Below are 23,822 nucleotides of genomic sequence, written 5' to 3'. Positions count from 1 at the left end.
ACAGGCAGCAGAGTGCCGAACCCTGAACCTCAGCACATCACGAACTCTGCACGTTCATCCGTACGCAGCCATGCACGTTCACGTGTACGCCGACAGTGCCCTTGAGCTGCTTGACCAGGTACTTCATCTGGGCCTGGGCGCTCTTGGGAGCGGGGCGGGTGAATGCCCCTTCCAGCGCGCGATCCAGGCTGTCCCCGAGCGAATCGACCATGGCCTGCTACTCCCCTTCTCCGGCCGTCGGGTCGACGGTCTTGATGAGGTTGGAGATGTTGAAGACACCGCCGCGCTCCTCGAACTGCTGCTCCGTCCACAGGACGGTCTGGGTGCCCTGGTGCTTGACCATCCCGGGCGAGACCCCGAGCCGGAAGCCGCCCGGCACCGGCTTGCCCTCGGGCGTCTGCGGCAGGACGTCCAGCGGGGACGGGCCGGGCGAGGGGTAGACGATGGCGTCGGTGCCGATCGCGACCGGATACAGGTCGGCGGCGGCAGCCGTCTTCATCAGCTTGCGGTGCAGGCCGGTCCGCTGGCTTGCGAGCACGGCGGCCCGGATGTCGGGGCGCCAGTTCACGCGCTCTAGCGCCGGATAGGGCTCGTAGTACGGCACCTGGCCCCGGGAGCGCTGGCGCAGCTTGCCGATCGCGCCCTTCGCCGTCGCCTTGATCGCGGTCTCCAGGAGCGCCATCGTCGGGTCGACCTGCTTGCGCCGTGCCATCGCCGCGAGGAACTCCTGGCCGGTGAGGTCGGTGGTGACGCCCATGTCGGCCATCGTCTCCACGTACGCGTCGCGCAGCCGCTTGTACCAGGAGTCCAGGTAGCGGCCGTTGTGCGTGCGGACGTACGCCTCGATCGGCGCGACGTCGAAGCCGAGCTCCACCGCGTAGGCGACGGTCGGCGTGGCGTACCAGGCCGGGCCGGTGGGGGTGTCGCCCTTCGGCGTGAACGGGCTCGGGAGCCGGGAGCCGTCGACCGTGCGGCCGTTGATCCGTACGCGGGACAGGTCGACATGGGAGAGGTCGACCAGCCACGAGCCAGGCAGCCTCGGATCGAACGCCGGGTTGTTCAGGTGCGTCGGACCGTTCAGCCCAACCGTGAGACCGTTCGCCGCCGCGGCGAACGACATGTTGAGGTCGACGACGACCAGGTAGGGGTTGGTGCACTCCTCGTCGGTCAGCGGCCGGCACCAGTCGTAGGGCTCCTCCATCAGCATCTCTGCCGGGGTGCGCAGGTGGTGCCGGGCGAACTGGCCTTTGAGGATCGGGTGTTCGTCGGGGACCTCGCATGGCACTACCGGGTAGAGCTGGGTGAGCGCGTCGTCGTTGTAGGCCCGCTCGAACTCGCCGGTCGCCGGGTTCTTCTCCGCGCGGGTGGGCGGGCGCAGCGCGGTCATCAGCTCCAGGCCGGTCGTCGCGGTGGAGCCGCGTGGTGTCATCACCCGGGCCGCGTACAGACCGAGGTACTGGACCAGGTCGGCCGGGTGCATCGTCAGCAGCAGCTGCGGGTCGTCCTTGCGGCCCCACTCGCGGACGTCCAGGGCGTGCCAGGGCAGGATGCACAGCTGGACGCAGTGCCGCCGGGAGCCTTCGGGGTCGCGGTAGAGCCGGGCCCACGGGCCCAGGCCCCGCTGGGTCATCTGGAGGCCCGCGCGCTCGATCTGCTTGACCACCTTGTGGCCGGCCGGGAGGCGGCCCGCGTGCCGCTCCTGTTCCGACAGGGCGGTGGGCAGGCCGAAGCGCTCCAGTGCGGACGCGGTGAGGACGAGGATCGGGTCGGCGTCGCGGCCGTTGCGGTGGAGGCGGGCCTGCCCGAGGCGGCCTTCGGTCAGCGTCCAGTCGACCAGGGCCGGGAGCGATTTGGCGGGCACGTCCAGGACCAGGCCGCCGATGCAGTACGCGGAGACCTGCCCGTCCTCGCAGTCGATGACCGCGAGCGGCCCGTTCTCGAAGCGCGGGTCGACGTCGGTGGTCGCGGCCGCCGCGGTCTTCTTCGCCACTGCCTTCTTCGCACTCGGGCGCCGCGACGACGCGGCGGGCGCCGGTCGTGCGGCAGCAGCCGGGGGCGGGGGCGCCGGCGCTTCGGCCGCCGGGGCGGGAACGGGTGCGGAGCGGGTGAACGCCTCCGGGACCATCGGCGCCGGGGCAGCGGCGGGCTCGTCGGTGGCCGCGGCGGGAAAGCGGGCGGCGAGGCCCTCCAGCAGCCGCGCGTAAGCGGCGCGCTTCGGCGGCCGCGGCTCGGTCCTGCCAGTCTCCCAGTTCCCCACGGCCTCCCGGCGGGCACCCAGCGCCGTGGCGATCTGCGCCTGGCTCAGGCCCGCCGCCTCCCGCAGACGCTTGCGCTCCGCAGGGACTGGCAGATCATCCTGCGCGACCTGCTCCAGCAGCGCATCGACGGCGCTGAACAGCTCGTTCTCAGTGGACACAGAGGTCACCTCCAAGAGACACCCTAGCGGATCGCGCATCTAATCGCCTACTTGCTCGCACTTCCAATCGCACTTCTAAACGCGCAGTATGGGTGTGCCTGACTGCCCATCGCGGTACCTCGGCGCGCAGGCCGTACATTGCCGGGATGCTGGCCTCGGGTCCCCGGTACACGGCCGGTCCGGTTATGGTCGCAACCGGGGCTGGTCGGGCCCTTGTTGTCGGTACGGTGCCCTGATGAGCGAAGAGATACAGCGGTTGCAGACGGCGTGGTCCCGGCTCGAGCAGTGGTTGGCGGGGCACGCGCCGCTGTCGCATCGGAGTTTGCTTCCTCCGGCGTCCGAGGAGGAGATCGGTGCGGTGGATGCAGAGCTGCGCAGGCAGCTGGGCTTCGGGCTTCCTGTGGAGCTGGCTGCCCTGTGGCGGCTGTGCGGGGGAGTGGATCATCAGGTCATTGAGGAGGACGAGGAAGGCGAGGTCGGCTCCGGGGCATTCCTGCCCAACGGGATCATCATGTCCCCGGACCAGGCGCTGGGGCCTCGGCTCCCCGGCGTCGGGAGACCGGACCCCTGGGGTGGTCTGGCCGCGGTTCCGTGGCTGACCCGAGATGAGGCCGGGCCTGAATCCGGTCATTGGGTGTCCGACGACGGGATGGGTCACTGGTACCTGAGCGAGCCGCCGGACGGCCCTCAATTTCCGTCGGTGGCCGGCTACTTCGACGAAGTGTTGTGCACCCTCACTGAGGGGCCGGGCGATCGGATGGGCTCCGATGTGCCCGGTCTGGTGTGGGGCTGCCTGATCTGGGACGACCCGACACGGGAACCGGCAGGTCGGACTCTGGACGAGGCGTCCGCCTACTGGCGGCCGGTGCACTGATCGTGCAGCCGGGTCCCCGCCGCTGCATGGTGCGGCGGCGGGGACCGTGATGCGATGGGGCCGTCAGGGCTTGGTCATCGTGCAGGCCTGGTCTGCCTTGGACGGGTCACAGCCCTTGAACCAGGCGTTGCCCGGATCCAGCAGGTACTTGTCCTTATCGATGATGCGGAACTTCTTCAGGAACGGGGTGTAGAAGCTATCCAGGCTCATCGAGCCGGAGTTGACCTTCCCCGACATCGACGACCGGCCACACTTCTCGTCGAACGAGGGCGCGTCGTAGCGGGTGTCGTCCAGGAGATGCTCGCTGCCGTCGTCGGTCTTGGCCGCTACGGTCTGGATGCACGCGCCGCCGCCGTCGATCGGTTCATGGTTCTGGCCGCCGATGGCCGTCGGGACTCCGGGGGACTGGTAGGTGGATGAGAACGGGAATTCGTCACAGGAGATCGTCTCTCTAGCGCCTTCAGTGATCTCCGGGTGCAGCGCGGTCCATGAGTGCTTCACGAACCGCTTCTTGGGCACCCAGCCGTCAGCGCGCTTGCCCGAGTACTTCGGGCACATCGTCTTGTCTCGGTTGTCGTCACGCTGGTGGGCCTTCTCGTTGCGTTCCTTGCGCGGCAGGTACTGCAGCGGATCGGAGAGCGACGCGCCGCCGCCCTTGACCTTCGACTTGTTCTGGATCAGCCAGGCGTGCGCTGCTGCCGCCGGGTACTTCGCGGTGTTGAACTTGTAGGTCGGGAAGTACTGGGGAAGAACGCAGCCCGCGTCGGCGCCGTTAGCGGCGATCTTGTCGCAGCGTACGTCCAGGCCGGGGGAGCGCCAGGGGCCGGAGTCCTGCTCCAAGTCGCCCTTGCCGTCCGGCGGGCCGGACTCGGTGACGAAGTGCCCGACGAACCAGACCGGCAGTGTCTTGGACAGATCCGTGTCCCGGCTGCCTGAAGCGTCCTTGACGTTGCCGTTCCATTTGTGGTCGGCGGTGCCGGTGGCGATGTGAGTGTCGGTCGGATCGTGCTGACCGCCGCCCTTCCAGCTCAGGTCGTTGTAGAAGTCGAAGTTCTTCACGCCCGAGCCGCCCTCGCAGCCGTCGCTGTAGCACATGGAGTCGATGAAGGCGTCCTCGCCGCCGTCACCGAGCAGCACGGCACGCTCGTCTCCGGGGAAATCGTTGTAGATCGGAACGAGCTGGATCCACGTCTTGATGTCGCCGTTCTTCGGGTCGGTCTTCACTTGGAACGCGATTTCGAAGTCGGCCCGGTACTTGGCGACCTCGACGCCGGCGTAGGTGTAGAGCGCCGTGAAACGCACGTTGTAGAACAGGCAGGCCTCGTTCCGTGTGATCAGCGACTTCTGGGCTTCTCCGGCGAGGGTGGTCTGGCACCAGTTGCCCTTGATGATCGGGTCCGGGTAAGACGGGGCGCGGGTGGCCAGTGACCTGGCGGCCTTGCGGGCCCCCTCCACCGAGCGCTGCTTCAAAGGAGTGACGGTGACCTTGTTGCCGCCCTTGGTGAAGGTGCGGGGCTCCCAGCCCTTCCACCCCGACTCTCCCTCACCGGCCGGGGCCTGCGGCTGGTCGACCTGGGTGGGGTCGGCCGCCGACGGATCGAGCTTCGGCAGCGCGATGTCGATCTTCTGCTTGCGGTTGTAGTCACGGTTTCCGGAGGTGAAGCCGTAGTCCTTGATCGGGCCCACGTTGTCGGCCCGGTCCACCGAGCGCGCCTCCAGGGCATGGTTGCCGTCCTGGGCCGGGGTCGCGGCGAAGGATGCGGTGGCTACCGGTGCGGCGGCCCTGGGCATGGTCGTGGCCACGGTCGACCAGTTCACGTCCGCGGCATCGTCCTCGTAGGGGTCGAGCCGGTACTGGACGTCGCGGGCGTCGGACACGCCGGTGTCGACGTCGAAGGTACCCTCGATGCCCTTGCCGCCTCCGCCGTAGTTCTCCGGATAGGTGTCAGAGGCGATGGACTTCGCCTCGCCGGGGGCGGTGGTGTCGACGACGAACTCACGCCACGGGGAGAAGTTCAGGTTGTAGTGGGTGCCGTCGTAGGCTTTGGTGCGGAACTTGTACGTCTTGCCGTCGACCAGCTGGCCGGCGGGAACCTTCACGCTCGCCCATGCGCCGGGGGTGACGAAGTCGGAGACGATGACGCCGTCTCCGGCCGGGGTGGTGATGGGCTTGTTCGTCGCCGCGTCGTAGACCTGAAAGGTGCCGTTGACGCGGTCACCGTCGGCGTCGGTGAACTTGTCGCGCAGCGTCGGCGTGGTGGAGTTGACCGCCCACACACCGGCGTAGGACTTGAAGGGGGCGCCGGCCTGCTGTGCGGTGCCGTCACCGGGCCGGTAGTTGTAGTTGACCGTCAGCTTGGGCTGGTTGGCGGTGGCATTGCGGGAATTGACGATCTTCCATGCCTTGGTGTCGTCCTCCGCGGCCCGGATGCCCATGTGACCGCGGGTCTGCTTCGCCGACGCCCACGCCTGCATCAAATCCTTCACATCCGCCTTGATCCAGCCGTCGGCGCTGGAGGGGCAGCCCTGCGCGTTGGCCTTGGTCTCGGTGGAGGTGGCGTACTTCTGCATCCAGTCCGGCTGCGCTGTCCACCGCGAGCGGGAGGAGCCGGCCGTGGTGTTCCACACGTCCCAGCCGTGTGCCTTGCAGTCGGTGTTGCCGGAGTGGGTGTTGTAGAACTCCACCTTGGCCGACGAGACCAGGGCGTCGGCGAACGGCTCGCTGTTCCACGTCATCAGCGACCGGGCGAGGCGGGTGGTGCCGTCGGCATTCTTGGTTCCCGGGTTGCCCCAGTCCAGCTCCGTCTGCGAGCCGAGGTCAGTGGTCTCGCCGCGCTGCACGTAGGTATCGAAGGTGTTGCCCAGGGCCGAGGTGGAGGGGTCGATGGTCACCGGGTACCGGGTGCCCTCATCGGCCAGCCATGCGGTGTCCGGCGTGACGACGAGGTCGATGTCCCCGCTGCCGTGGTCGACGACCTTCATCTGCACACGATGGCGGTTCTCGTGCTTGCCGGACACCTTATCCACCGAGGCGTCCCACATGACCGGCGCGGGCATGGTGGCCTTCCGTGCGCCCGTCTCGGCGTCGGTGAAGGTCACCGAGCCATCGTCATGCGCCGTGGCCTTCAGGCCGTCGGTCCTGAGCGGCAGCGTGTAGGAGTACGCGCCGCGGGGGCGCTGGTTGAGCCTGGTGTACTGCTCGAAGCCGGTGCGGGTCGCCTCGACGACCACGTCCGCGCCGGGCACGGCGTCCTTGTAGGTGGCCGTGGTGCCCTCCAGCTGCGGGTCGGGCAGGCCGCCCTTCCACTGCAGCGTGATCTGCTCGCCGTCCTCGCCGCCGAGGGTGACCAGATTGCGCGGGGCTGCATCCACGGCGGCCCTGAGGGACGTCGCCGGTGTGCCGCCGCCCTTGCCCAACGTCAGACCGCTCGGGTGCGCCTTGGCCTCGATGCTGCCGTCGGCGGCCTTGTGGAAGGAGGCGTCGACCTCGACCCACTTGCCGTCCCTGGCGATCCGTTCCGGCCCGGCGGTCACTTCGGAGGTGAGGCTGCCGTCGGCGTTGGCGTAGGTGAGACTGGTGGCGGTCGTCTCGTCCGGGACCAGGGTCTTCTTCCCGGTCTTCTTCGCCTGAGCCAGCGCCCAGGGGATGCCGCCCTTGGAGTGCTTGGCGGCCCACCTCAGGTCCGACTTCTCGATCTCGGCATCCGAGGGCTGTAACGAGCGGGAGGCAGAGGATGTCGCCTTGTCCGTGCCGTCGTCGGACGGTACGGCCGTGGAGGTGGTGGCCACCGCCAGGGGTGCCACGGTGAGCAGCAGGGTGGGCACGGCTAAGCGCCGGAGTCTCCGCTTATGTCGCTTATCGGTAGACACATTCGTCCCTTCAACAACAACATGGTTGTCGCACCGAAGGCATGCCTACGTGCCTCTGTGATCGGCGCGCAACCGGTCATGAAGGGACGCCAGCACCCTTATCGGCTATGCCGGTCGTGAGCGTCATCACGGTTGTACGAGCGAAGTTCACAATCACGTTGCGTTCCTGGTTATGGCCACAAAGTAGCCACCATAGAAGGGGACTTGACGGGCAGTCGGCTTCGATTGGTGCGTACCAGCGCGAACCGGGTGAGCCTGCAGCGCCATTCAGTAGCACCTCATGAGCCTCCACTGCCGACGAGTTCGCCCACGCCGACAGCACGCCCCCTGGCAAGACCGCCGACACGTTCGAGGCGGGATGTGAAGTGCTGCCTGGGAAGTGCTGCCCGGAGAGTGATGACATTCGTGTCTGAGCCGGGGGCGCTTCCCGCCCGGCGGGCACCTGAGAAGAAAGTTGGGCCGCTGCTCCCGCCTGGCGGGACGTACCGCCGACCGGCCTTTCCAGGTCGGAGCCGTGTGGCGTGGTCTGCATGACAGTGGATATCAGGATCGTCCGGGCCGGTCAGATGTACCGCTACTACCTGCGCGAGACCGTTGTCGGCGACGGCCGGCGCCCGGCCCGCACGCCGCTGCACGCCGCGCAGGAGCAGGCCGGGGTCCCGGCCGGGCGATGGATGGGCCGCGGACTCGCCGTGCTCGGACTCGCGCCGGGTGAGGAGGTCACCGAGGCGCAGCTGCGGAACCTGTTCGGCGAGCGGGGCCGCCACCCGTACGCGGACCGGATCGAGGCCGACCGGCTCGCCGCGGGCGACTCCCCGAAGAAGGCGTTCAAGGCCGGTGCCCTCGGACGCCGGGTGACGGTCACGGGTGTCGACTTCGTGTTCCGGCCGCAGCCGACGATCTACCTCCTGTGGGCGTTCGGGGATGAGGAGACGCGGCGGGTGATCGAGACCGCGCACGAGCGGGCGGTCGTACGGGTGCTGGAGTGGATCGAGGACGAGGTCGCGGTGATCCGGTACGGCAAGGACGGCATCTACCGGGTGCGGCCGCCCGGCGGTCTGGTCGCCGCGCGCTTCCGCCACTACGAGGCGCGTTCCGGCCGGCCCTTGCTCCATGACCATCTGCTGCTGTCGGTGAAGGGGCAGCGCCTGGACGGGAAGTGGGGTTCGGTCCACACCACGGCCCTCCACGAGAACACGGTCGCGGCCTCCGCGCTCTACAACGAGCTGGTCGCCTCCGAGGTCTGCGAGGCGCTGGGGTTCGCGACCGAGCCGCGCACCGTCACCCCAGGGCGCCGCCCCGTGATGGAGATCGCCGGGGTGCCGCACGAGCTGATCCGCTGGACCTCCCGGCGCAGCGACCAGATCGCCGCCTGCCTGGAAGAGCTGGAGCACGAGTACGTCACCGCCGTCGACGACGACGGCGAGCCGCTGTTCCTGCCCGTGGTCTCCGAGCGGGCCCGCGCCAAGCTGAACGCCATCGCCGCCCGCAAGACCCGCCCGCCCAAGCAGTCGGCCCGGCCGCTCGCGCAGCTGCGCGCGTGGTGGAAGGCGAGCGCGATCCTCACCTCCGGTGTCGCCGCCGACGTCATCACCTCCCTCCTTGAGTACGCCCGCGCCGCAGCCGCCGCGATCCGGGCCCGGGTCACCGCCGTGGTCGACGTCGTCCTGGCGGCCGTCGACGTCACCGCGACCGTGTTCGTGATGAACGACGGCGGCCGATTCCACCGCCGCCACCTCCTCGCCGAAGCCCGCCGCCACCTCGCGTTCGTCCTGCGCGGCCGCCGCCGCGACCCCGGCCTGGACGACCAGGTCGTGGCCGCCGCCATCTCCACCCACTGCCTGGACATCAGCGAGCCGAAGACCGTGCGCGGCCTGGAGGCCGGCTATCGCCTCTACACCGCCCGGTGGGACCTGTCCGACCTCCCCGCCCGCCGCAGACCTCCGGCCCCCGTACCCGGCCCGGACCGGCACCCCCCGGCCGACCCCGGCGAGCCGGCGGCGCCCCGCCCGCCGGGCCAGGACGTGGGGGAGTGGGAGATCCCCCGCATCCCGCTCCAGTACGACCGTGCCGTCCTCGCCGGTGCGGTGGTGCGGGAGAAGCTGCGCACCACCGCGGCCGCCGCCGTGCGGGGCCGGGCGTACGACGTCGTCGCCCACCAGCAGGCGGCGATGCCCGAGCAGCTGCTCGCGCCCGAGCCGGCCGACCCCGAGCACGACGACCAGGAGCAGAAGCCCGGCCGACGCGAGGCGCTGGACATGACGGCGCTACGCGCCCTGCGGGAATCCCGCACGGACGTCGAAGCCCTCGATGTCACCGCCGAACGCCTGCGCCACCTCCAAGACGCGTTCAGCGAGGCGGCCGACCGGGCCCACACCACGATGAATCGCTACACGCGCCGCGACGACACCGAGCCGCCGCACCTGGTGCGCCGGGACGATCAGCAGGCGCACCACCCGCAGGATCCGGGACCGCACGGCGGCCGGGAGACCGGCCACTGAGTGGACCCGATGGTGCGCACCCGGTGCGGTGGTGCGCACCGACGACGCCCGGCTCCACTCCACTGAGTGGAGCCCACCGGGTGGGAGTGGACGCCATCGACGGGAGTGGGGCCGCGCATCCACCCGGTGCGTTTCTCCTTGACCTCGGCTCAGGTCAAGGAGAAACGCACCGCCTCCACCCGGGCCCACTTCATCGCACCACCTTCCACCCGGTGCGCACCACTCCCGCGCGCCGACCGCACCGGTGCGCGCACCGCCCACCGAGTGGAGCGCACCGGATGGACGGTGGTGCGCATCGTGGTGCGCACCGGATGGACCCGCCACCGCACCAGTGCGCACCGGGTGAGTGCGCTCCACCGCACCGGTGCGCATCGGCGTGGCTACGGGCGCGCGGTCATGGACTGCACGGCGCGGGCCCACTCCAGGTGTTCGTCGCGCATGGTCTCCAGGGTGGCTCGGGTGTCTCCGTGGTCGTCGGGGTCGGGGATGACGTTCTCGACGAAGCGGATGATGCTGCGGGCGATGCCCAGCACGGCCGTGGTGGGGGAGTCGCGCGTCCAGTCCCGCAGGGCGGACAGCAAGATGCACCCGACCTCGTCCAGGGCGAAGGAGTCCGCGTGCGGCTCCCCGTCGCCCAGGACCCCCGTGACGGGGAAGACGATGTTCTCGGCGACCCGCAGCAGCAGGAAAGCCAGCTCCGGAGAGGCCGGCGTGCGGCCGGAGACGTAGCTCCCGCCGCCCATCTGGAGCGCCAGGAGGTAGTCGAAGCCCTGCTCCACCTGGTCGGGCGTCAGCGGCGTGCGGGACGGGAACGGGTACAGCATCAAGCTCTCCTCACGATGGGCCGCCGCGCGACTCGCGGCGTGCTCATCGCATGGTTGGCGGGCGGGCCTGTGGACAGAGACCAGAGATTTCTCCCTGCTCAAGAGAAACCGGCGAATCGGGGCTGCAAGGGCCAAACCGGGCCCCCTTGTCCAGGGTGGTCGGCCCGACCGCGAACCCGACCCTGACCCCTTGTCCACCTCTGCTACCGCCCGCCCATGGCCGCGTTTCTCCTTGACCTGGCCACGGTTAGACCGCGGACAAGGGGGTCGGTTGCACGCTGCTCCTTCACCCCGACCACCCCGGCCGGGGCAGCGAAGGAGACGAGACGATGGCGACCACCCACCCGAGGGCCGGACAGCGGCACCGCTCGGGCCGATCACACCGGAAGGCCGGCCCGTGGCGGGCAAGCCCAAGGGGGCTCCCTGGGTGCCCACTTCGAAGGCCCCTCGGGACCCCCCTTTGGTGCCCGGCACCCGGGGTCGGAGGAAAACCCCTTGTCAGGGCCGTAATCGGCGCGAAAACTGCGCCGTCACAACCCTCTTATCTACTCCTAATGTCCGTAGTGGAGGAGATCATCGGGTTCCGGGAGGGGGGCCGGACGCCCTCCCAGGCCGGGCGCGGCCAGCGGCGGCAGCAGCGGTGGCGGTCGGCCGGCGGCCGGTCGCGGACAACGAGGGAGCAGAGCTGATGGCGGGGAAGCGGAAGAACAACCCGGCGGGGTCGACGAACAGCTACCGCGGCGACGTGCTGCGCGTGCTCGGAGCGCTGAAGGTCGCCACGACGGATCAGATCCAGCGGATCGGCGCCCCGCACCTGACCTTCCGGCACGCAGACAAGCCGAACCCCTCGAAGCAGAAGCAGGCCCGCACCGCCTCACACACTGGCGCGCTCTCCGACATGCGCAAGCACGGCCTGTCCGAGAACGGCGGCTCCACCGAGACCGGCGACGCCCTGCGCAACCTCACCCTCAAGGGCCTTCAGGCCGCCTCCTACGAGCTGAACCGGCCGGTGACGGAGATGGGCTCCACCGCGCGCGGCGCGGGCTCCAGCGGGGCCTCACACCCGATGGTCCGTCAACGAGACGGTGATCGCACTGCTGCGCCCGAAGCCGAACATGGCCAGGCTCGCCGACGACCCGGCCGAAGTCCGGGAAGCCGCCCAGGCCGCCGTCGACGGACCGGACGGGATCGGCACGATCGCCTCGTACTGGACCGAAGTCCCGCTGCCCGCGACCGGCACGTGGAACACGCCGGGCAAGGGCGGCGCCCAGGCCGACCTCGTCCTGACAGCCCCGCAGGACGGGGTGCCGCTGTTGTTCATCGAGGTCGACAACTGCCACGAGACCGCGGAGGAGCTCGCCGCCAAGCTGGAGAAGTACGCCCGGTTCCTCCGGCGGAAGGTGAAGGACACCGACGGCCGTGAGCGCCCGATGTGGCGCACCCGCTGGAGCGCTCCGGCCACCGTCTCCGGCGACGCGACGTCCGCCCGTGCTGCTGGTGTTCAACCGGATCGGCGAGCGCAACCCCAACCGCACGATCCCGCGCCTGATGGATCTCACCCGGCACCTGTGGCAGGGGGAGCGGCGGAAGGGCTTCCACGACTACGACGGGTGTATCCCGATCATCGCGACTGGGCTGAAGAACCTGAGCCAGCACGGCCCGACCGGGCCGGTGTTCCTCCGCTTCGGCCGCGACCACATGGAGCCCCTGCGGGAGGCGCTCGGAAACCCCCGCCGCGAGGCCGCCGAAGCTCGCGCCCGGGAAGAGAACGCGCGTGCTCAGCGGGAGTACCAGGCGAAAGTGCAACGCGCGGCGCAGGAGCAGGCGGCGAAGCAGGCAGCCGAACGTGAGGCGCGCCGCCCCGCGTGCGCCGGCTGCGGGACGAAGTTCACCGACGAACGGTGGAAGGCGGCACAGGCGACGGACTGGGGTATTCCGAAGGACTCCCACCCGAGCCTGTGCGACGGCTGCAAGCAGAAGGCCGGCCCCGTCGTCAGCCCAGCGGCTGACACCCAGGAGCCGGTACGCGGCGAAGCAGGGCCGGACGACTTCTGGCCCGCCCCCGAGCGCCCCGTCTGCACCGAATGCGGTGCCGCGTTCACCGACGAGCGATGGAAGGCGACCAAGTCCGTCGGCTGGACTGCTTCCCCAGCGAAGCGGCCGTCTCTGTGCGGGGACTGCGACCAGCGGTTCGAGGCCGACTTGGACCGGGCCTGGGGTGTGAGCCCCCGGCGGGAGGAGCGCGACCAGGAGCAGGAGCCGGCCGTGCCCGAGCAGAAGACCGGCTGGCTCTCGCGCCTGCGCCGCTGAGCCGGGGCATTACTCCCGACCAGCCGCGCTTCTCCTTCTGGCAGGGATCAGCCCGGCGAATTGGATGGATACGACGGAGGAGGCACGTCATGCTGGAAGCGATTGATGCGAGGGGGAAAGCGTGAGGCGCGGGCAGACGGAAACTCTTGACGAGAAGCACCAACGCTTGCTGGAAGCTTTCGTGTTGAGGGCCCGCAGGGTGGAGGAACACTCGCTGGCCGCCGACTGGGACGCTCTTGTCGAGCTGACCCGCATGAGCATCAACGTCCGTGTCGACCGAGGCGAGGTCCGGATCTCGTACGAGCTTCCGCCTGAGGAAGTAGTCGAGTCTGCGGCAGCGCGTATCAGGCCGATTCTGCTGGAGCAGGAAGACTGCTTTCACATGAAGGCGCTCTCGGCTCTGGGCTACACCTGCCGAGCAGCGCCACAAGATGCGGCGTGGATACGAGCCGCACGCGCTGAGTGGCGAACACGGGTGAGCCCCTCCACGCGCGACGAATCCGGCTACTGGGTCATGGTCGCTGACACGTCCACGGGCGAAGAGCGTGATCTTGATGCGCATGGGCTGGCCATGGCCTGGATCTACGGAGACGTGGTGCATCACGACCCAGAGCGACGCAAGGAGGGCGACACCTTCGGACTGCGCGACCGGTTTCGCGCCGCTGTACCCCTGGTGGCTTGGGCGATGGTCGGCACGATCGAGCTCCTGAACTTCGTCCGGGCGCTGAACAAGGCCGGGATGCTCAACCTTCGGAAGGAAGTGTTCGACGAGCAGGTCGCGTTGAAATCGACCACGTGGGAAGAGCGTGCCGAGATGTACTACGCACCCGTCGGCGCTCAACCTCCCTCGCTTGCGAGTTCTCCCATGCCCGAGGGGTGGCTCCCTCTGAGCAAGGCATCTGACCTGTCGGTCTTCCGTCACCACATTGCGGGGCAACTCTTGAACACGGAGAGCGCACCATCCATGACGTACCTCCCCTCACCCGAAGAGATCGAAGCCGCCCGCACGCCCGCCGGCGGCTGGAAGCGAGACCAGCTCGCCGCCTGGGGCGTTCCGTGGCCCCCGCCGAAGGGCTGGAAGGACGAGCTGGCCGAACGCTGGAAGGCCGCCCGCCCGACCGGACCGCCAGCGCCCCCGCCCACCCCGGCCCCGGCCGACTTCGCCCAGGACACGCTCGACTTCGGCTGACCCGACGACAGCAGGGCCGGGCAGGATTACCCTGCCCGGCCCCGCTGCTCGTTCCCGGCTGCTCACCGGCTGAGTCGGATGCGCGGCCCCCACGCGAACTCGAGGTCGTCCAGGAAGACGGTCTCCAGCTCCTCCTCCCACCGGCTGATCGCAACTCGATACGCGCCCCAGCCGGGCCGTGATGGACCGGGCGGCTTCCTGCGCTATCGCGGCAGTCAGGCCGGCACCGACAGTGGGCTGTTGGCTCAACGATCTCCGCGAGGGGCCCGGGCTTCGAGCTCTCCGATGATGCTGGCCCAGATTTCATTTGCCTGGCTCGGCATTTTCGCCTGCGCGTCCTTCATGGCCTTAAGGATCTCGACATGCTTGTGCTGGAAGGCGAGGGACCATGATGCCGACGCCAGCACGGCAGAGAGCTCCGTGAGGACGCGCTCGGGCGCGGAGTGGTGTTGTAGCAGTTCGGCTGCGCAGTCAGCGCTGGCAGCGGCGTACGCGTGCGCCTGCCCGTCCTCGTTGACGAACAGTCCCTGCACCACCCCGTGCCGGTAGGCATCCGGCCACCGTTCCGGGTGTTTCGCACACGCGCGAATACCTTCCAGGCGGACATTATTCGTCTCGTTCGCCGCTCGTTGCCCGACGGCAACACCCAGGCGATGCTGCTCAGACTCCTCGAGTCCAGGGACGTTAGCTGCCTCCAGCCGAGCCTCAAGATCGCCCCCGTAGAAGACAGTGCCGTTCTGAAGATCAGACACCAGCGGCGAGACCGCGCCCAAGAGCACGGTATGAAGCCGAGCCAGCGCCCATCGCACCCACAGCAGTGCCGCATGGACGGCCGCCTCGGCAACCTCGTCGGTGACCTGGTGCACGACTGCTCGACCATGCCCAGTCCCGTAGGCGTTCCGTAGATCACGCAACTGGCCAGCCATCTTCTTCGCTGCGCCAGGTATCTGGCGCAGCGGATGATTCGCAGGCACCGCATCCCCGATGACATGCTCGACGACCGAATGCGCCGATCCCAGCACCTTCATGTACTCGTCGCCGTCAGCAACTACACGGCCATAGGAAACGAGCGTGACGCGAGCAACGCTCTCGACCAGCTCCTTCGCCGATCCCACGACCAACGGACGGTCGTCGCAGGCAACGGCAGCTGACAAGCGACCGTAAGCGTCACTGATCGCTTCCCATTGATCGTCCTGCACCCACTCAGCACGAGGGAGGGGCTCCTGAACCAGATTCCTTATCACCATGCGATTCTCTCCTTCCTGCTGCGTCCCTGGGCGCCGATTTGTTTGCCCGCACGTCCCCGTTGTTCCCGGTCCTCACTGCTGCTGTCTCCGTTGACGGCGCATCCAGGTCCTGACAAGGCCTGAGAGAATCTGCGCGCGAGCCTGGCGAACCCGCCTGGCAAGGCCGGCAGTGGAGCCCGCCGGAAAACATATGCGGCGGCGCTGGAACAGGTAGACCGGACTGCGGCCTGCCCGTCCGGGCAGGCCCTCCACGTCAGCTGCGGTGGAACCAGACGGCGCCGTACGCCACGAGGCTGCCGCCAACGGCGGTTGCGGCGCCACGAAGAACGTGGAGGGCGACCTCGTTCCGCGCTCGCCGGATCCGCGCGGCCCACCGGCTGGGCAAAGGCGAATCGGAGGGTTCCGGGTCGAGGCCGGGGCCCGTACGCTCGTCCTTGGACATGAGCTTCTCCTTCTTCGGGGAGGTTCGGTCTTCTGCAGACGGCTCCCTGCCCACCAGGGGGCCGTCGCCGTTTCCGGTGACGGCACAGCCGTTGTCCGCCTATTGAGACGCTGCTGCATCTCAGAGGCGGATGACGTCAACAAAAGCACCCCGAATAGCGCTCTGACCAGCGAAAACAGTGCTTTGGCAGAGATAGTTCATCTGTGTTTCCACAGGCCAAACCAAGTAGAGAACGTGTCTTCTTGCGTCCTATCCAGCCCTTGCGAGGGGAAAATTTGCTCTGCCCTGCTATCGGTGGGTGTCATGCCGGGGCCAAGCTAGACTTTCGCAAGTTCAAATAGGTTGTAACGAGCGGGAGTTGGGCATGCCCAAGATGTTGCGAATGCCGAGCGTGGAGGAGCTCCCGCCAGGGCCCGTGAGGACCTTCGTGGGCGAGCTGTTCACCTACTTCCGCGCAGCCGGGCGCCCATCTCCGGTCACCATCGCGGCAGCTGTTGGCCAAACGCATGGTTCCGCCCCCGTGACTGTGAGCCGTGAGACGGTCCGGAGGATCCTCAAAGGCGAGACCACCAGCACCTGGCCCACGGTGCGAGCAGTGCACGAGGTTCTCTGCCGCATGGCGGACCAGGACCCGACGTGGAGAAGGTTCTCCGATTCCAGCGATTACGACGAGGACAACGACACGCGCACGCTTCGTGAATACATCCGCGATCTGTGGAACGACGCCGTCGACGGCGTCGAACCTGATGACGAGGTAGGCACACCCCAGCTGGCTCCGGTTCTGCAGTCGTCTCCGCCACCTGCCCCGACGGGGGGCTGGGGCGGTGGTGCGAACTCAGGGGGGTGGGGTGCTTCGTCCCAGCAGACACAGGATGATCCCTGGGCCACCGGAGCGCCACAAAAGGAGACCAGCAGCCAGAAGGGATATAGCGATGAGCCTCCCTTCTGAGCGCGGACGACACGATCTCGCCGGGCACCACTACATCCAGGGCCGGGGTGGCTATGCCCACCGCATCCCGATCGCGAAAAGCTGCTCTGTCCGGGAGTGCTTTTTGTGATTAGTGCGTGATGCTGTGACCTGGGGTGATCAGTTGGATAGCTGGCTTGCGGGGGAGGAGTTCGGCGGGTGAGTGTAAGGCGGTGGTGGTGTTGTGCTGTCATGTCGTGCCGTTGGCCTGTGGGTTGTCAGGTTGGCAGGCGTGCGTGATCAGTTCTTGTCATCTGTATTGAGCGCTGATCATCTCCAGCGATTGTTGGTATGTCGCAAGCGAGGCCGAGGTGGCTGCGCCGTCTCATAGGGGGAAGGGCGGTAGGGCGGGCGCCTCAGTGCTGTCCTCTTCGGGCTCTGGTGACGGTGGCCGTGGCCGTGGTGCGTGATGGTTCGGCTCTACCAGAGGTTGCGGACGGGGTCATCAGCTCCAAAGGCACGTTGCTCGGCGGAGCGGAGCAACGTGGCGTAGGTCTTCTCCTGCTCGCACACGTCTGGTACCTCGTGCGGCTGTGCGTCCCAGTGGGGTAGGTCCCGCCACCCGAAGGCCGGCCGTGGTTGTGGGTTCAGCCAGTAGTCGGCCGTGACCACTCGGCAGGAACCGTCGCCTGTGTCGTGCGTGATGGCGGTGGGGCAGTCGGTGTGAAGGTCGCCGGCACCGAGAACGATGGCGGGGGAGTGGAGTGCCTCAGCGATCTTTCGCAGTTTGGTTACTTCGGCGACGTTCAACTGTCGGCCGCTGCGCTTGACTTCGGCGGGTACCACAGCGCCGTCGGCGAACAGCAGCACGATGTCGGCTTCTCCGACCTCCTGGTCACCGCGGTAGAAGTTGACGCCTGGATAGGCGCCGACGAGGTGGCCTGGTCGGGTTTGGAACACGGAGATGAGCCATCTCATGATCAGCGCGTGGTAGATCGAGTCGTCGTCGATGGAGCGACGCAGCGGTTCAGCCAGGCGGTACCGGAAGGGCAGGCTGAGAAGGTTGAACGGAGCCGTCATGATCAGTCCACAGCGCGGGCAGGGCAGTGGCGGTACGGCTTGCCCCAGCTCCAGCAGCAGTTTGTTCCGGCAGTGCTCGCATTTGAGCTGGACGAGACGCTGCACCAGCTTCCGTCCGTCGGCCCAGCGGAGCCATGTCTCTGCTGTGCTGCGTTCTCCGCGCAGCGCTTGCTGGACTTGATTCACGTCGAGGGTTCCAGAGGTCTCCTGATCATGGGAGACGTTCACGTCGGTGATGAGCGCTTTCAGTTCCTCAAATGCTTGCTCGGGATTTTGCTGCGCATCAGCGACGGTCCTGGCTTGCTTGTCCGTGCGCCTTTTCCACCAGCTCTGGTCCCAGACGGAGCGCGAGGACTACCACTCCGAACTCGCCGTCATGCGCACCCCCGCCATGGACAGCGTGTTCACCGCCGTACGCCGGCTGCTGCTGGTCAACCGCCGCCAGCAGGCCGGCGCTCGCCGCGGTCTGATCATCTCCGGCCCGGCCACGACCGGGAAGAGGTGCGGCATCATCGGGTGCCGCAGCCCGTCATGGGCGCGCTCCTGCCACCCGCAGATGATCCACTCATCGAGCATCTCGGCCAGTTGGGCAAGCGTCCATACCGCCTCGCCCTCTGCCCCCTGCCCGCGCTCGCCGGTGTACGCGCCCGTGTAGCCGGCGACATGCTGCACGAACAGCGTCTTGATCGAGGAGAGGGCGCGCTCCACATGCCCCTTGGCCGGTCCGTTGCCCGGCGGCGCGGGCTGTACGGAAATACCCAGCGACTCGCACGCGGCGATGAACGACGATGAGACGAACACGTTTCCCTGGTCGACCACGATGGTCTGCGGGATGATCACCGGCCGTGCCGCGGCCCCCTCCAGCCGGGCGTCCATGCTCAGCAGCCGCTCGTAGGGGACCACCGACGCTTCCATCGCCAGCGCCTTCGGCCAGGTGGGCCGCATCGGCGCCGGCACCATCATCTGCGCCAGCAACTGCGCCGTATCCACACTGCGGGTCCCCTTCGGGCGCAGCACGGCCGCGCAGATACTACGGGTTGCCACATCCAGCGCGATGGTCAGCTCGGGGCGTTCCACCACTCCGTCGTCCAGCACCACGAAGGCATCCAGCAGGGTGCTGTCCATCATCACCAGCTCGCCCGGCGCCATCACCGTCGTCGGCACGAACGGCGGAGCCGGCCGTGCCGAACGCCAGCGGCGCTGCCGTGCACTGCCCAGCAGCCCTCGCCCGTCAGCGAGAGCGTGCACCAGCCGGTTGAACGTCGCACTCGAGGGCAGCGGCACGACCCCCTCCCCGTGCCGCTCAGCCAGCAGCCGCTCGGTGTAGACCCGCAGCCGTCCCAGTGTCCCGCTGGAGCGCTCACGCCCCGCCTCCAGCACTTCCTGCAGGGCCGCCACCACCCGCTCGTCCGCACGCCCCAGTGTGGTCCGCGGCCGTGTGGCCCGGTGGTCCACCAGCCCCCACACCCCCTCCTGGCGGTAACGGGCCCGCATCCGCCGCACCGTCACTGCGCTGGTGGGCATCCCCGCCGCCGACAGCTCGGCCGCCTTCTCCTCCTCCCGCTGCGCCAACGTCCGCGTACCCGGGTCGTACTCCGCCCGCGGCCCTCCCGCGCAGTCGCCTCCATCCGGCCGCCCCGTCTCTACCTCCCGCACATGCCGCTCCCAGGCCAGCGCCCGCTCCCGCACCGCATCGGGCAGCGACTCGAGCAAGCCCAGCGGCGGCACCCTGAATACCCCGGGCTTATCCAGGGCTTCGAATCCCGCATCGGCGAACAGCAGCGACAGCAAGAGCGCCGCCACTTCACCGTTCTCGGCGACCAGCCGCACCTGGCCGCCAGCAATAGCGGCCACCGTCCAGGTCCGCCCCTCGAACCGCACCCGGCACCCCAGCTCCACCACCGACCCGCCAGGCACCCTGCTGTGCGCCCTCATCCTGCCGCCTGCGCCCACACCGGCATCTGCTCATGCATCGGCGTGCCCAGATCCGCCGCGAGCCGCCGCGCCCACAAGGCATGGAAGAGCGCGGGAAGCACCAGCATCGGATCCCCAATTCTGCGTACTCCTTCCCACAGCGGTGCGGGCTCGGCGAACGTCTCGTGCAGAGCGGTGGCCAGCAACTGGCCACCGTGATACCGCGGGTGCCGATATCCGGCCAGCCAAGCCACGTTGCGCTGGTAGAGCGGATCGACCGGCCCCAGCACCCAGTACTGCCAGCCCGATGCCGTGCAGATCTCCCCAACCACCGTCGCGAGGAACCGCTGACGCTGCGACAGCTCTGTCCTTGCCGTGCAGTCCGCCAACACCCCCCGACCATCGGCGAGCCGGAGCATTAACTGCGGAGCATGCGCATGCGCGCCGCCTGGCTCGCGCCACCGCAGCTCCAGCGGCCGGGCAGCCAGGCTGACAACGCGCGGATCGCGGTCGAGCAGCATCACATGCAATCGCATCGCCGCGGATCCGTAGTGCACCAGCTGCCCAGTGGTTGACGACCACCACCATCCCGGTGCTAGCCGCTTGCCCTTGCGGGCTGGAAACGGTCGCAGCGGTGGGCACCGCTCAAAGGCCACCTCGGAAGCAGCCGCTTGCCATCTAGAACACTCCTTCGTTCTGTCGGCAGCCAGGAAAAGCGCGTCCACGGACTCAGCATCGATCCGCCCGGCCCTCTCCGTTTCCCGCCCCGCACTGTGCACACCAAACTCAACGGCTTGTCGGCTCATCGGGTAATGGGCACGACCTTTGTGGTGCGAGGAGGTGCTTCCATATGGGCGCTTCCATGGCCAGACCGTCGGGACTTCACGTCCAGCGCATGCCGATGGCGGAGAGCTGTTCGATCCGTTCCGGGGTCAGGGCCGCGGCCCTGGATCTCTGGTTCCCGACCCATGCCCCGAGCTTGATCTCTCTTTCCTCCTGGTCCCCGCCGCTCCCGCCGTCGCGGCTGTCGTCTCCGCTGGCGACGGTGATCCGCTCAACCCACTTCCGGGGGACGTTCAGGTGGCCTTCCCGCTGGTAGAACTGGCGGGCGGCCTGGTAGTTCATCGCCCACTTGTCGGCCTGCGTACGGCGCGGCGGCGGCTTCTCGTCGTCGGGTGCGGGTGTGATCCCGAGGACGTGTTCGCACATCCATTGCTGCACGGTCGTCAGCTGGTTCCAGCCGTACCGGACCGACTGCACCCACCGCCCGAGGTCCTCGCCCTGGCGCACAACGTCACCCGCCTCGGCGGGCAGCGCCTCGCCCGCGTCCAGGTGCATCCGCACCAGGTGGAAACAGCGTTGCCAGGTCACCGGCCACGCCGGGCACCAGGACGCGTCAATGTCCTCCAGCTGCTCGCGCCGCGCGCCCGGCAGCGCCCCGGCCGACGACTCCACCGGCAGCCCCTCCGCACGACGCCGCTCGTTCTCCGTGGCCTTCCTCGCGGCGGCCCTCGCGTTCTTCAGCCAGATGCCCACCTTCGCGCCCTGGAAGGTGGCGTCCAGCGGCGCCAGGAGGTGCCCGTTCTCGGCCGCCCACCCGCGCGCGGCCGACAGGCCCTCCTCCCAGGCGACGTCGTAGTGCGACCAGATCATGCCGAGCTTCTCCAGCTGCTCGGCGCGATCCACGTCCATGTCGCCGCGGGCATAGAACCGGCGCGCGTCGGCGGTCCACTGGCCCAGCGGGAAATTGGCGAGCGAGGCCGGCCACCCCTCGGCTTCCGCTTCCTGGTCGTCGACGGCGGGCACCCGGAACGTGAACGGCACTTTCAGGTCGCCGTGGAGCCGGCTGTAGATGACGGCGGCCTCCACGCCGCGCCGCCAGTGCTCGTGTTCGGGGTTGAGGACGCGCAGGTTGATGAACGCGGCCAACGCGGCCGGGTCGCGGGGCGTGGAGAACTTCAGCAGGGCCTCGGCCGGCGCGCTCACGCCCCCGGAGCCCTCGTCGCTCCCGTCCGTGGTCTTCTCGCTCTCGTCCTTGGCCAGGGGCTGGTAGCGGCTGGGGGCCTGCTGCTCGGCCAATGCCTCCACCACCCTGGCGTCGTGCGCCCGCAGCGCCTCCAAAAGCTTCGCCAGCCCGCCGAAGGCCCGGGAGGTGAGCATGTTGTCCGACGTCTCCCCGGGCCCGAGCAGGACGGGCACCACGAGCGAGGCGACCTTGCCGTCGCCCGGCTGCATCCGCAGCGCCCGGCCCACGGCCTGGACCAGGTCCGGCATCGACCCACGTACGTCCGCCCAGTACACGGAGTCACACCGGAATGTGTCGACGCCTTCGCCCAGAACTTTCACGGAGCTCAGGTAGCCCTTCTCCACGACGGTGCCGTCGTCTGCGATCCCGTCGGCGAACTCCCGAAGGACGCGGCGCCGGTGGAGCGGCTTGTGGTCGCCGCACAGCCAGTTGGCCCAGATCATCTTGGGGTAGAGCTCGGGGTCGGATGCGTGCAGTCGCGCGGCGACATCGGGAAGGCCGGCCGCGAAGGCTTCGGCCTCCTTGACGACGTGGTGGAAGACAAGCGTGCGCCGGAAGTTCTCCTCCGCAGAAGCCTTCACCAGAGCGGTCTGCAGAGCGGCGAGCCGGGCCCCGCGCACCTCGGCCGACCGGGCTTCGGCACCCAGCAGCTGTGCGGCCTGGAGCGCAGGGTCCGTGACGTCCACGCACACGACCTGATAGGGAGCGCAGATGCCCCGGTCGATGGCCTCCGAGAGCGTCAACGTGAACGCCCTGCTGCCAAAGGGCCCGTCGGGATCGTCGTCCATGCTTGCGACCAGCTCACCCGGCACGCCCTGCTGCTCCTGATCCTCGTCGCCGAGCTGCCAGAGCCGGGGCGTGGCCGTCATGTACAGCCGGCGCAGGGAGGGGATCTTCTGGTTGTCGTGGACGACCGCCCAGGGTTTGCCGATCCGGCCCGAAACGCGGTGGGCCTCGTCCACGACGATCAAGTCCCAAGCCGCCAACCCCGCGGCGTGCGCCCGCTCCAGCGTGCCGAGCCCCAGCGAAGCGTAGGTGGCGAACACGGTGACCTTGTCCAGGCCCCGCGTCCACTCCACCAGCTCGTCCACGTCCGTGGTGTTGGGGAAGCTCGCCTCCTCGCCCCGCAGCGAGGACACTCCGATCATCGGACCCCGCCGGCCTCCCTCGCGCCACGCGGCCTCGGTCTGCGCCAAGAGGTCCAACGAGGGCACGAGCACCAGCACGCGGCCCGCACGAAGCTCCTGCGCGCTACGGACCGCCACCCGGGTCTTCCCGGACCCGGTCGCCATGATCACCTGCGTGCGGAGCCCTCGCTCGGGCACAAGCGATCCTGCAGGCAGTTCGAGGGCACGCACGACCGCGTCAATGGCTTCTCGCTGGGCTGCCTCGCGTGGGTCAGCGCGGCCTGTGATGGACATGCTTCGCCTGCTTCCTGCTGGGGTGCTTCCGGTTCAAGAGGGGCCGTGAGGGCTGTGGTTGGACTGACGTAGCCGGCTGACTTCTCTGCCCGTCATGCTCATCGGTAAGGCTGTGGGATGGATCTCGATAACCCCTTCAGGGCGGGCCTGACAGGTAGCATCTGTTTCCAGAGTCTATCCGAAGTGGAGAATGAAGCATATCTACTCTTACCCTTGTCGTGCTCGACACTGTTTTCTGGGAAGCGGCCAGGGCACTCGGGGAAGCATGAATCGCGACATGGTCATTCAAGCCGCTTCCGACGGCGGCAGTAGTCCAGTCTTCATCCCGTTCCTGTGCCTCTTTCTGGTCATCGGGCTGGTGCAGATCATTCGCCCTCAGCTGCTTTGGAAGATGAACAGAAACATGCAGAAAGGGTGGGTGAAGGACCCGGATGCGACCGAGCCCACCGGCAAGGGGTATGCGATGGCGCGAGTGAGCGGGGTGCTCGTTCTGGGATTCGTCATATGGCAGCTGGTGCGGCAGATCTGACCGACCCCCAACCCTTGCTGCTGGTCCGCGCCAGCGGGCCTCAAGGTTCTGGAGGCGCAGCCGGAAGGACCGCCAGGCGGGGGAGCGCAGCGGACCCGCCGGCCAGGCTGGAGCAAAGCGGAAGCCTGGCAGCGGGACAAAGTCCCGCCGGTCTGGGAGCGCAGCGGACAGACCGTCACCAGCCCTGCGAAGCAAGGCTGGTGAGCGGGTGGCGCAGCCACCCGCCAGCGCTCACGCGGAGCGGGAGCGCAACACCCGCGCGCGCGGGTGTT

15 protein-coding genes and 2 pseudogenes are annotated in these 23,822 nt (G+C 68.5%); 7 read left to right on the top strand and 10 right to left on the bottom strand.

Annotation, left to right across the window (positions count from 1 at the left end; all coding sequences use genetic code 11):
* Positions 1-85: 85 nt before the first annotated feature.
* Together ACZ6JY_RS40320 and tap are read right to left on the bottom strand one after the other, a co-directional pair.
* Positions 86-211 (bottom strand): annotated as a pseudogene (locus ACZ6JY_RS40320) (telomere-protecting terminal protein Tpg); the annotation flags it as partial.
* 6 nt (positions 212-217) lie between these two features.
* Positions 218-2,455: a telomere-associated protein Tap gene (gene tap, locus ACZ6JY_RS40315; protein ID WP_469204530.1), complete on the bottom strand. Its 2,238-nt coding sequence runs from the start codon at positions 2,453-2,455 to the stop codon at positions 218-220.
* Between the two features lie 196 nt (positions 2,456-2,651).
* On the opposite strand from tap, the gene ACZ6JY_RS40310 reads away from it, so the two are divergent.
* The gene (locus tag ACZ6JY_RS40310) at positions 2,652-3,290 is read left to right on the top strand and encodes an SMI1/KNR4 family protein (protein ID WP_469204528.1); all 639 of its coding nucleotides are present in this window, start codon (positions 2,652-2,654) and stop codon (positions 3,288-3,290) included.
* A 63-nt stretch (positions 3,291-3,353) separates the two neighbouring features.
* On the opposite strand, the gene ACZ6JY_RS40305 is transcribed toward ACZ6JY_RS40310, so the two are convergent.
* A complete protein-coding gene (locus ACZ6JY_RS40305; RefSeq protein ID WP_469204526.1) occupies positions 3,354-7,115 on the bottom strand; it encodes a DNRLRE domain-containing protein in 3,762 nt (1,253 codons plus the stop codon).
* Between the two features lie 575 nt (positions 7,116-7,690).
* Here ACZ6JY_RS40305 and mobF point away from each other — a divergent pair.
* Entirely contained in the window at positions 7,691-9,661 is a 1,971-nt protein-coding gene (gene mobF, locus ACZ6JY_RS40300) for a MobF family relaxase (protein WP_469204524.1), read from the top strand.
* A gap of 380 nt (positions 9,662-10,041) precedes the next feature.
* Here mobF and ACZ6JY_RS40295 read toward each other — a convergent pair whose 3' ends face one another.
* Positions 10,042-10,485, bottom strand: a complete 444-nt coding sequence (locus ACZ6JY_RS40295; RefSeq protein ID WP_469204522.1) for a hypothetical protein — start codon at positions 10,483-10,485, stop codon at positions 10,042-10,044.
* Positions 10,486-11,570: 1,085 nt separating this feature from the next.
* On the opposite strand from ACZ6JY_RS40295, the pseudogene ACZ6JY_RS40290 reads away from it, so the two are divergent.
* The 3 genes and pseudogenes from ACZ6JY_RS40290 to ACZ6JY_RS40280 all read left to right on the top strand — a co-directional run.
* Positions 11,571-11,831 (top strand): annotated as a pseudogene (locus ACZ6JY_RS40290) (replication-relaxation family protein); the annotation flags it as partial.
* Between the two features lie 142 nt (positions 11,832-11,973).
* Positions 11,974-12,795, top strand: a complete 822-nt coding sequence (locus ACZ6JY_RS40285) for a hypothetical protein (protein ID WP_469204520.1) — start codon at positions 11,974-11,976, stop codon at positions 12,793-12,795.
* A gap of 166 nt (positions 12,796-12,961) precedes the next feature.
* On the top strand, positions 12,962-13,984 hold the full coding sequence (locus ACZ6JY_RS40280) for a hypothetical protein (RefSeq protein WP_469204519.1): 1,023 nt from the start codon (positions 12,962-12,964) through the stop codon (positions 13,982-13,984).
* 245 nt (positions 13,985-14,229) lie between these two features.
* Here ACZ6JY_RS40280 and ACZ6JY_RS40275 read toward each other — a convergent pair whose 3' ends face one another.
* Both ACZ6JY_RS40275 and ACZ6JY_RS40270 read right to left on the bottom strand, forming a co-directional pair.
* A complete protein-coding gene (locus ACZ6JY_RS40275; protein ID WP_469204517.1) occupies positions 14,230-15,231 on the bottom strand; it encodes an abortive infection family protein in 1,002 nt (333 codons plus the stop codon).
* A gap of 253 nt (positions 15,232-15,484) precedes the next feature.
* Entirely contained in the window at positions 15,485-15,673 is a 189-nt protein-coding gene (locus ACZ6JY_RS40270) for a hypothetical protein (RefSeq protein ID WP_469204516.1), read from the bottom strand.
* Positions 15,674-16,037: 364 nt separating this feature from the next.
* On the opposite strand from ACZ6JY_RS40270, the gene ACZ6JY_RS40265 reads away from it, so the two are divergent.
* The gene (locus tag ACZ6JY_RS40265; RefSeq protein WP_469204514.1) at positions 16,038-16,622 is read left to right on the top strand and encodes a hypothetical protein; all 585 of its coding nucleotides are present in this window, start codon (positions 16,038-16,040) and stop codon (positions 16,620-16,622) included.
* Between the two features lie 438 nt (positions 16,623-17,060).
* Here ACZ6JY_RS40265 and ACZ6JY_RS40260 read toward each other — a convergent pair whose 3' ends face one another.
* From ACZ6JY_RS40260 to ACZ6JY_RS40245, 4 genes are all read right to left on the bottom strand, one after another.
* On the bottom strand, positions 17,061-17,888 hold the full coding sequence (locus ACZ6JY_RS40260; RefSeq protein WP_469204512.1) for a hypothetical protein: 828 nt from the start codon (positions 17,886-17,888) through the stop codon (positions 17,061-17,063).
* A gap of 126 nt (positions 17,889-18,014) precedes the next feature.
* Positions 18,015-19,562, bottom strand: a complete 1,548-nt coding sequence (locus ACZ6JY_RS40255) for a transposase family protein (protein ID WP_469204510.1) — start codon at positions 19,560-19,562, stop codon at positions 18,015-18,017.
* Positions 19,563-19,591: 29 nt separating this feature from the next.
* Entirely contained in the window at positions 19,592-20,299 is a 708-nt protein-coding gene (locus tag ACZ6JY_RS40250) for a TnsA-like heteromeric transposase endonuclease subunit (protein ID WP_469204508.1), read from the bottom strand.
* A gap of 157 nt (positions 20,300-20,456) precedes the next feature.
* On the bottom strand, positions 20,457-23,021 hold the full coding sequence (locus tag ACZ6JY_RS40245; protein WP_469204507.1) for a helicase associated domain-containing protein: 2,565 nt from the start codon (positions 23,019-23,021) through the stop codon (positions 20,457-20,459).
* Positions 23,022-23,286: 265 nt separating this feature from the next.
* On the opposite strand from ACZ6JY_RS40245, the gene ACZ6JY_RS40240 reads away from it, so the two are divergent.
* On the top strand, positions 23,287-23,550 hold the full coding sequence (locus ACZ6JY_RS40240; protein ID WP_469204506.1) for a DUF6199 family natural product biosynthesis protein: 264 nt from the start codon (positions 23,287-23,289) through the stop codon (positions 23,548-23,550).
* The last annotated feature ends 272 nt before the right edge of the window (positions 23,551-23,822 follow it).

Source organism: Streptomyces sp. NPDC046335 (assembly GCF_055587985.1).
Note: the sequence above shows the minus strand (reverse complement) of the source record. Positions and strands in the feature narration are given on the sequence as shown.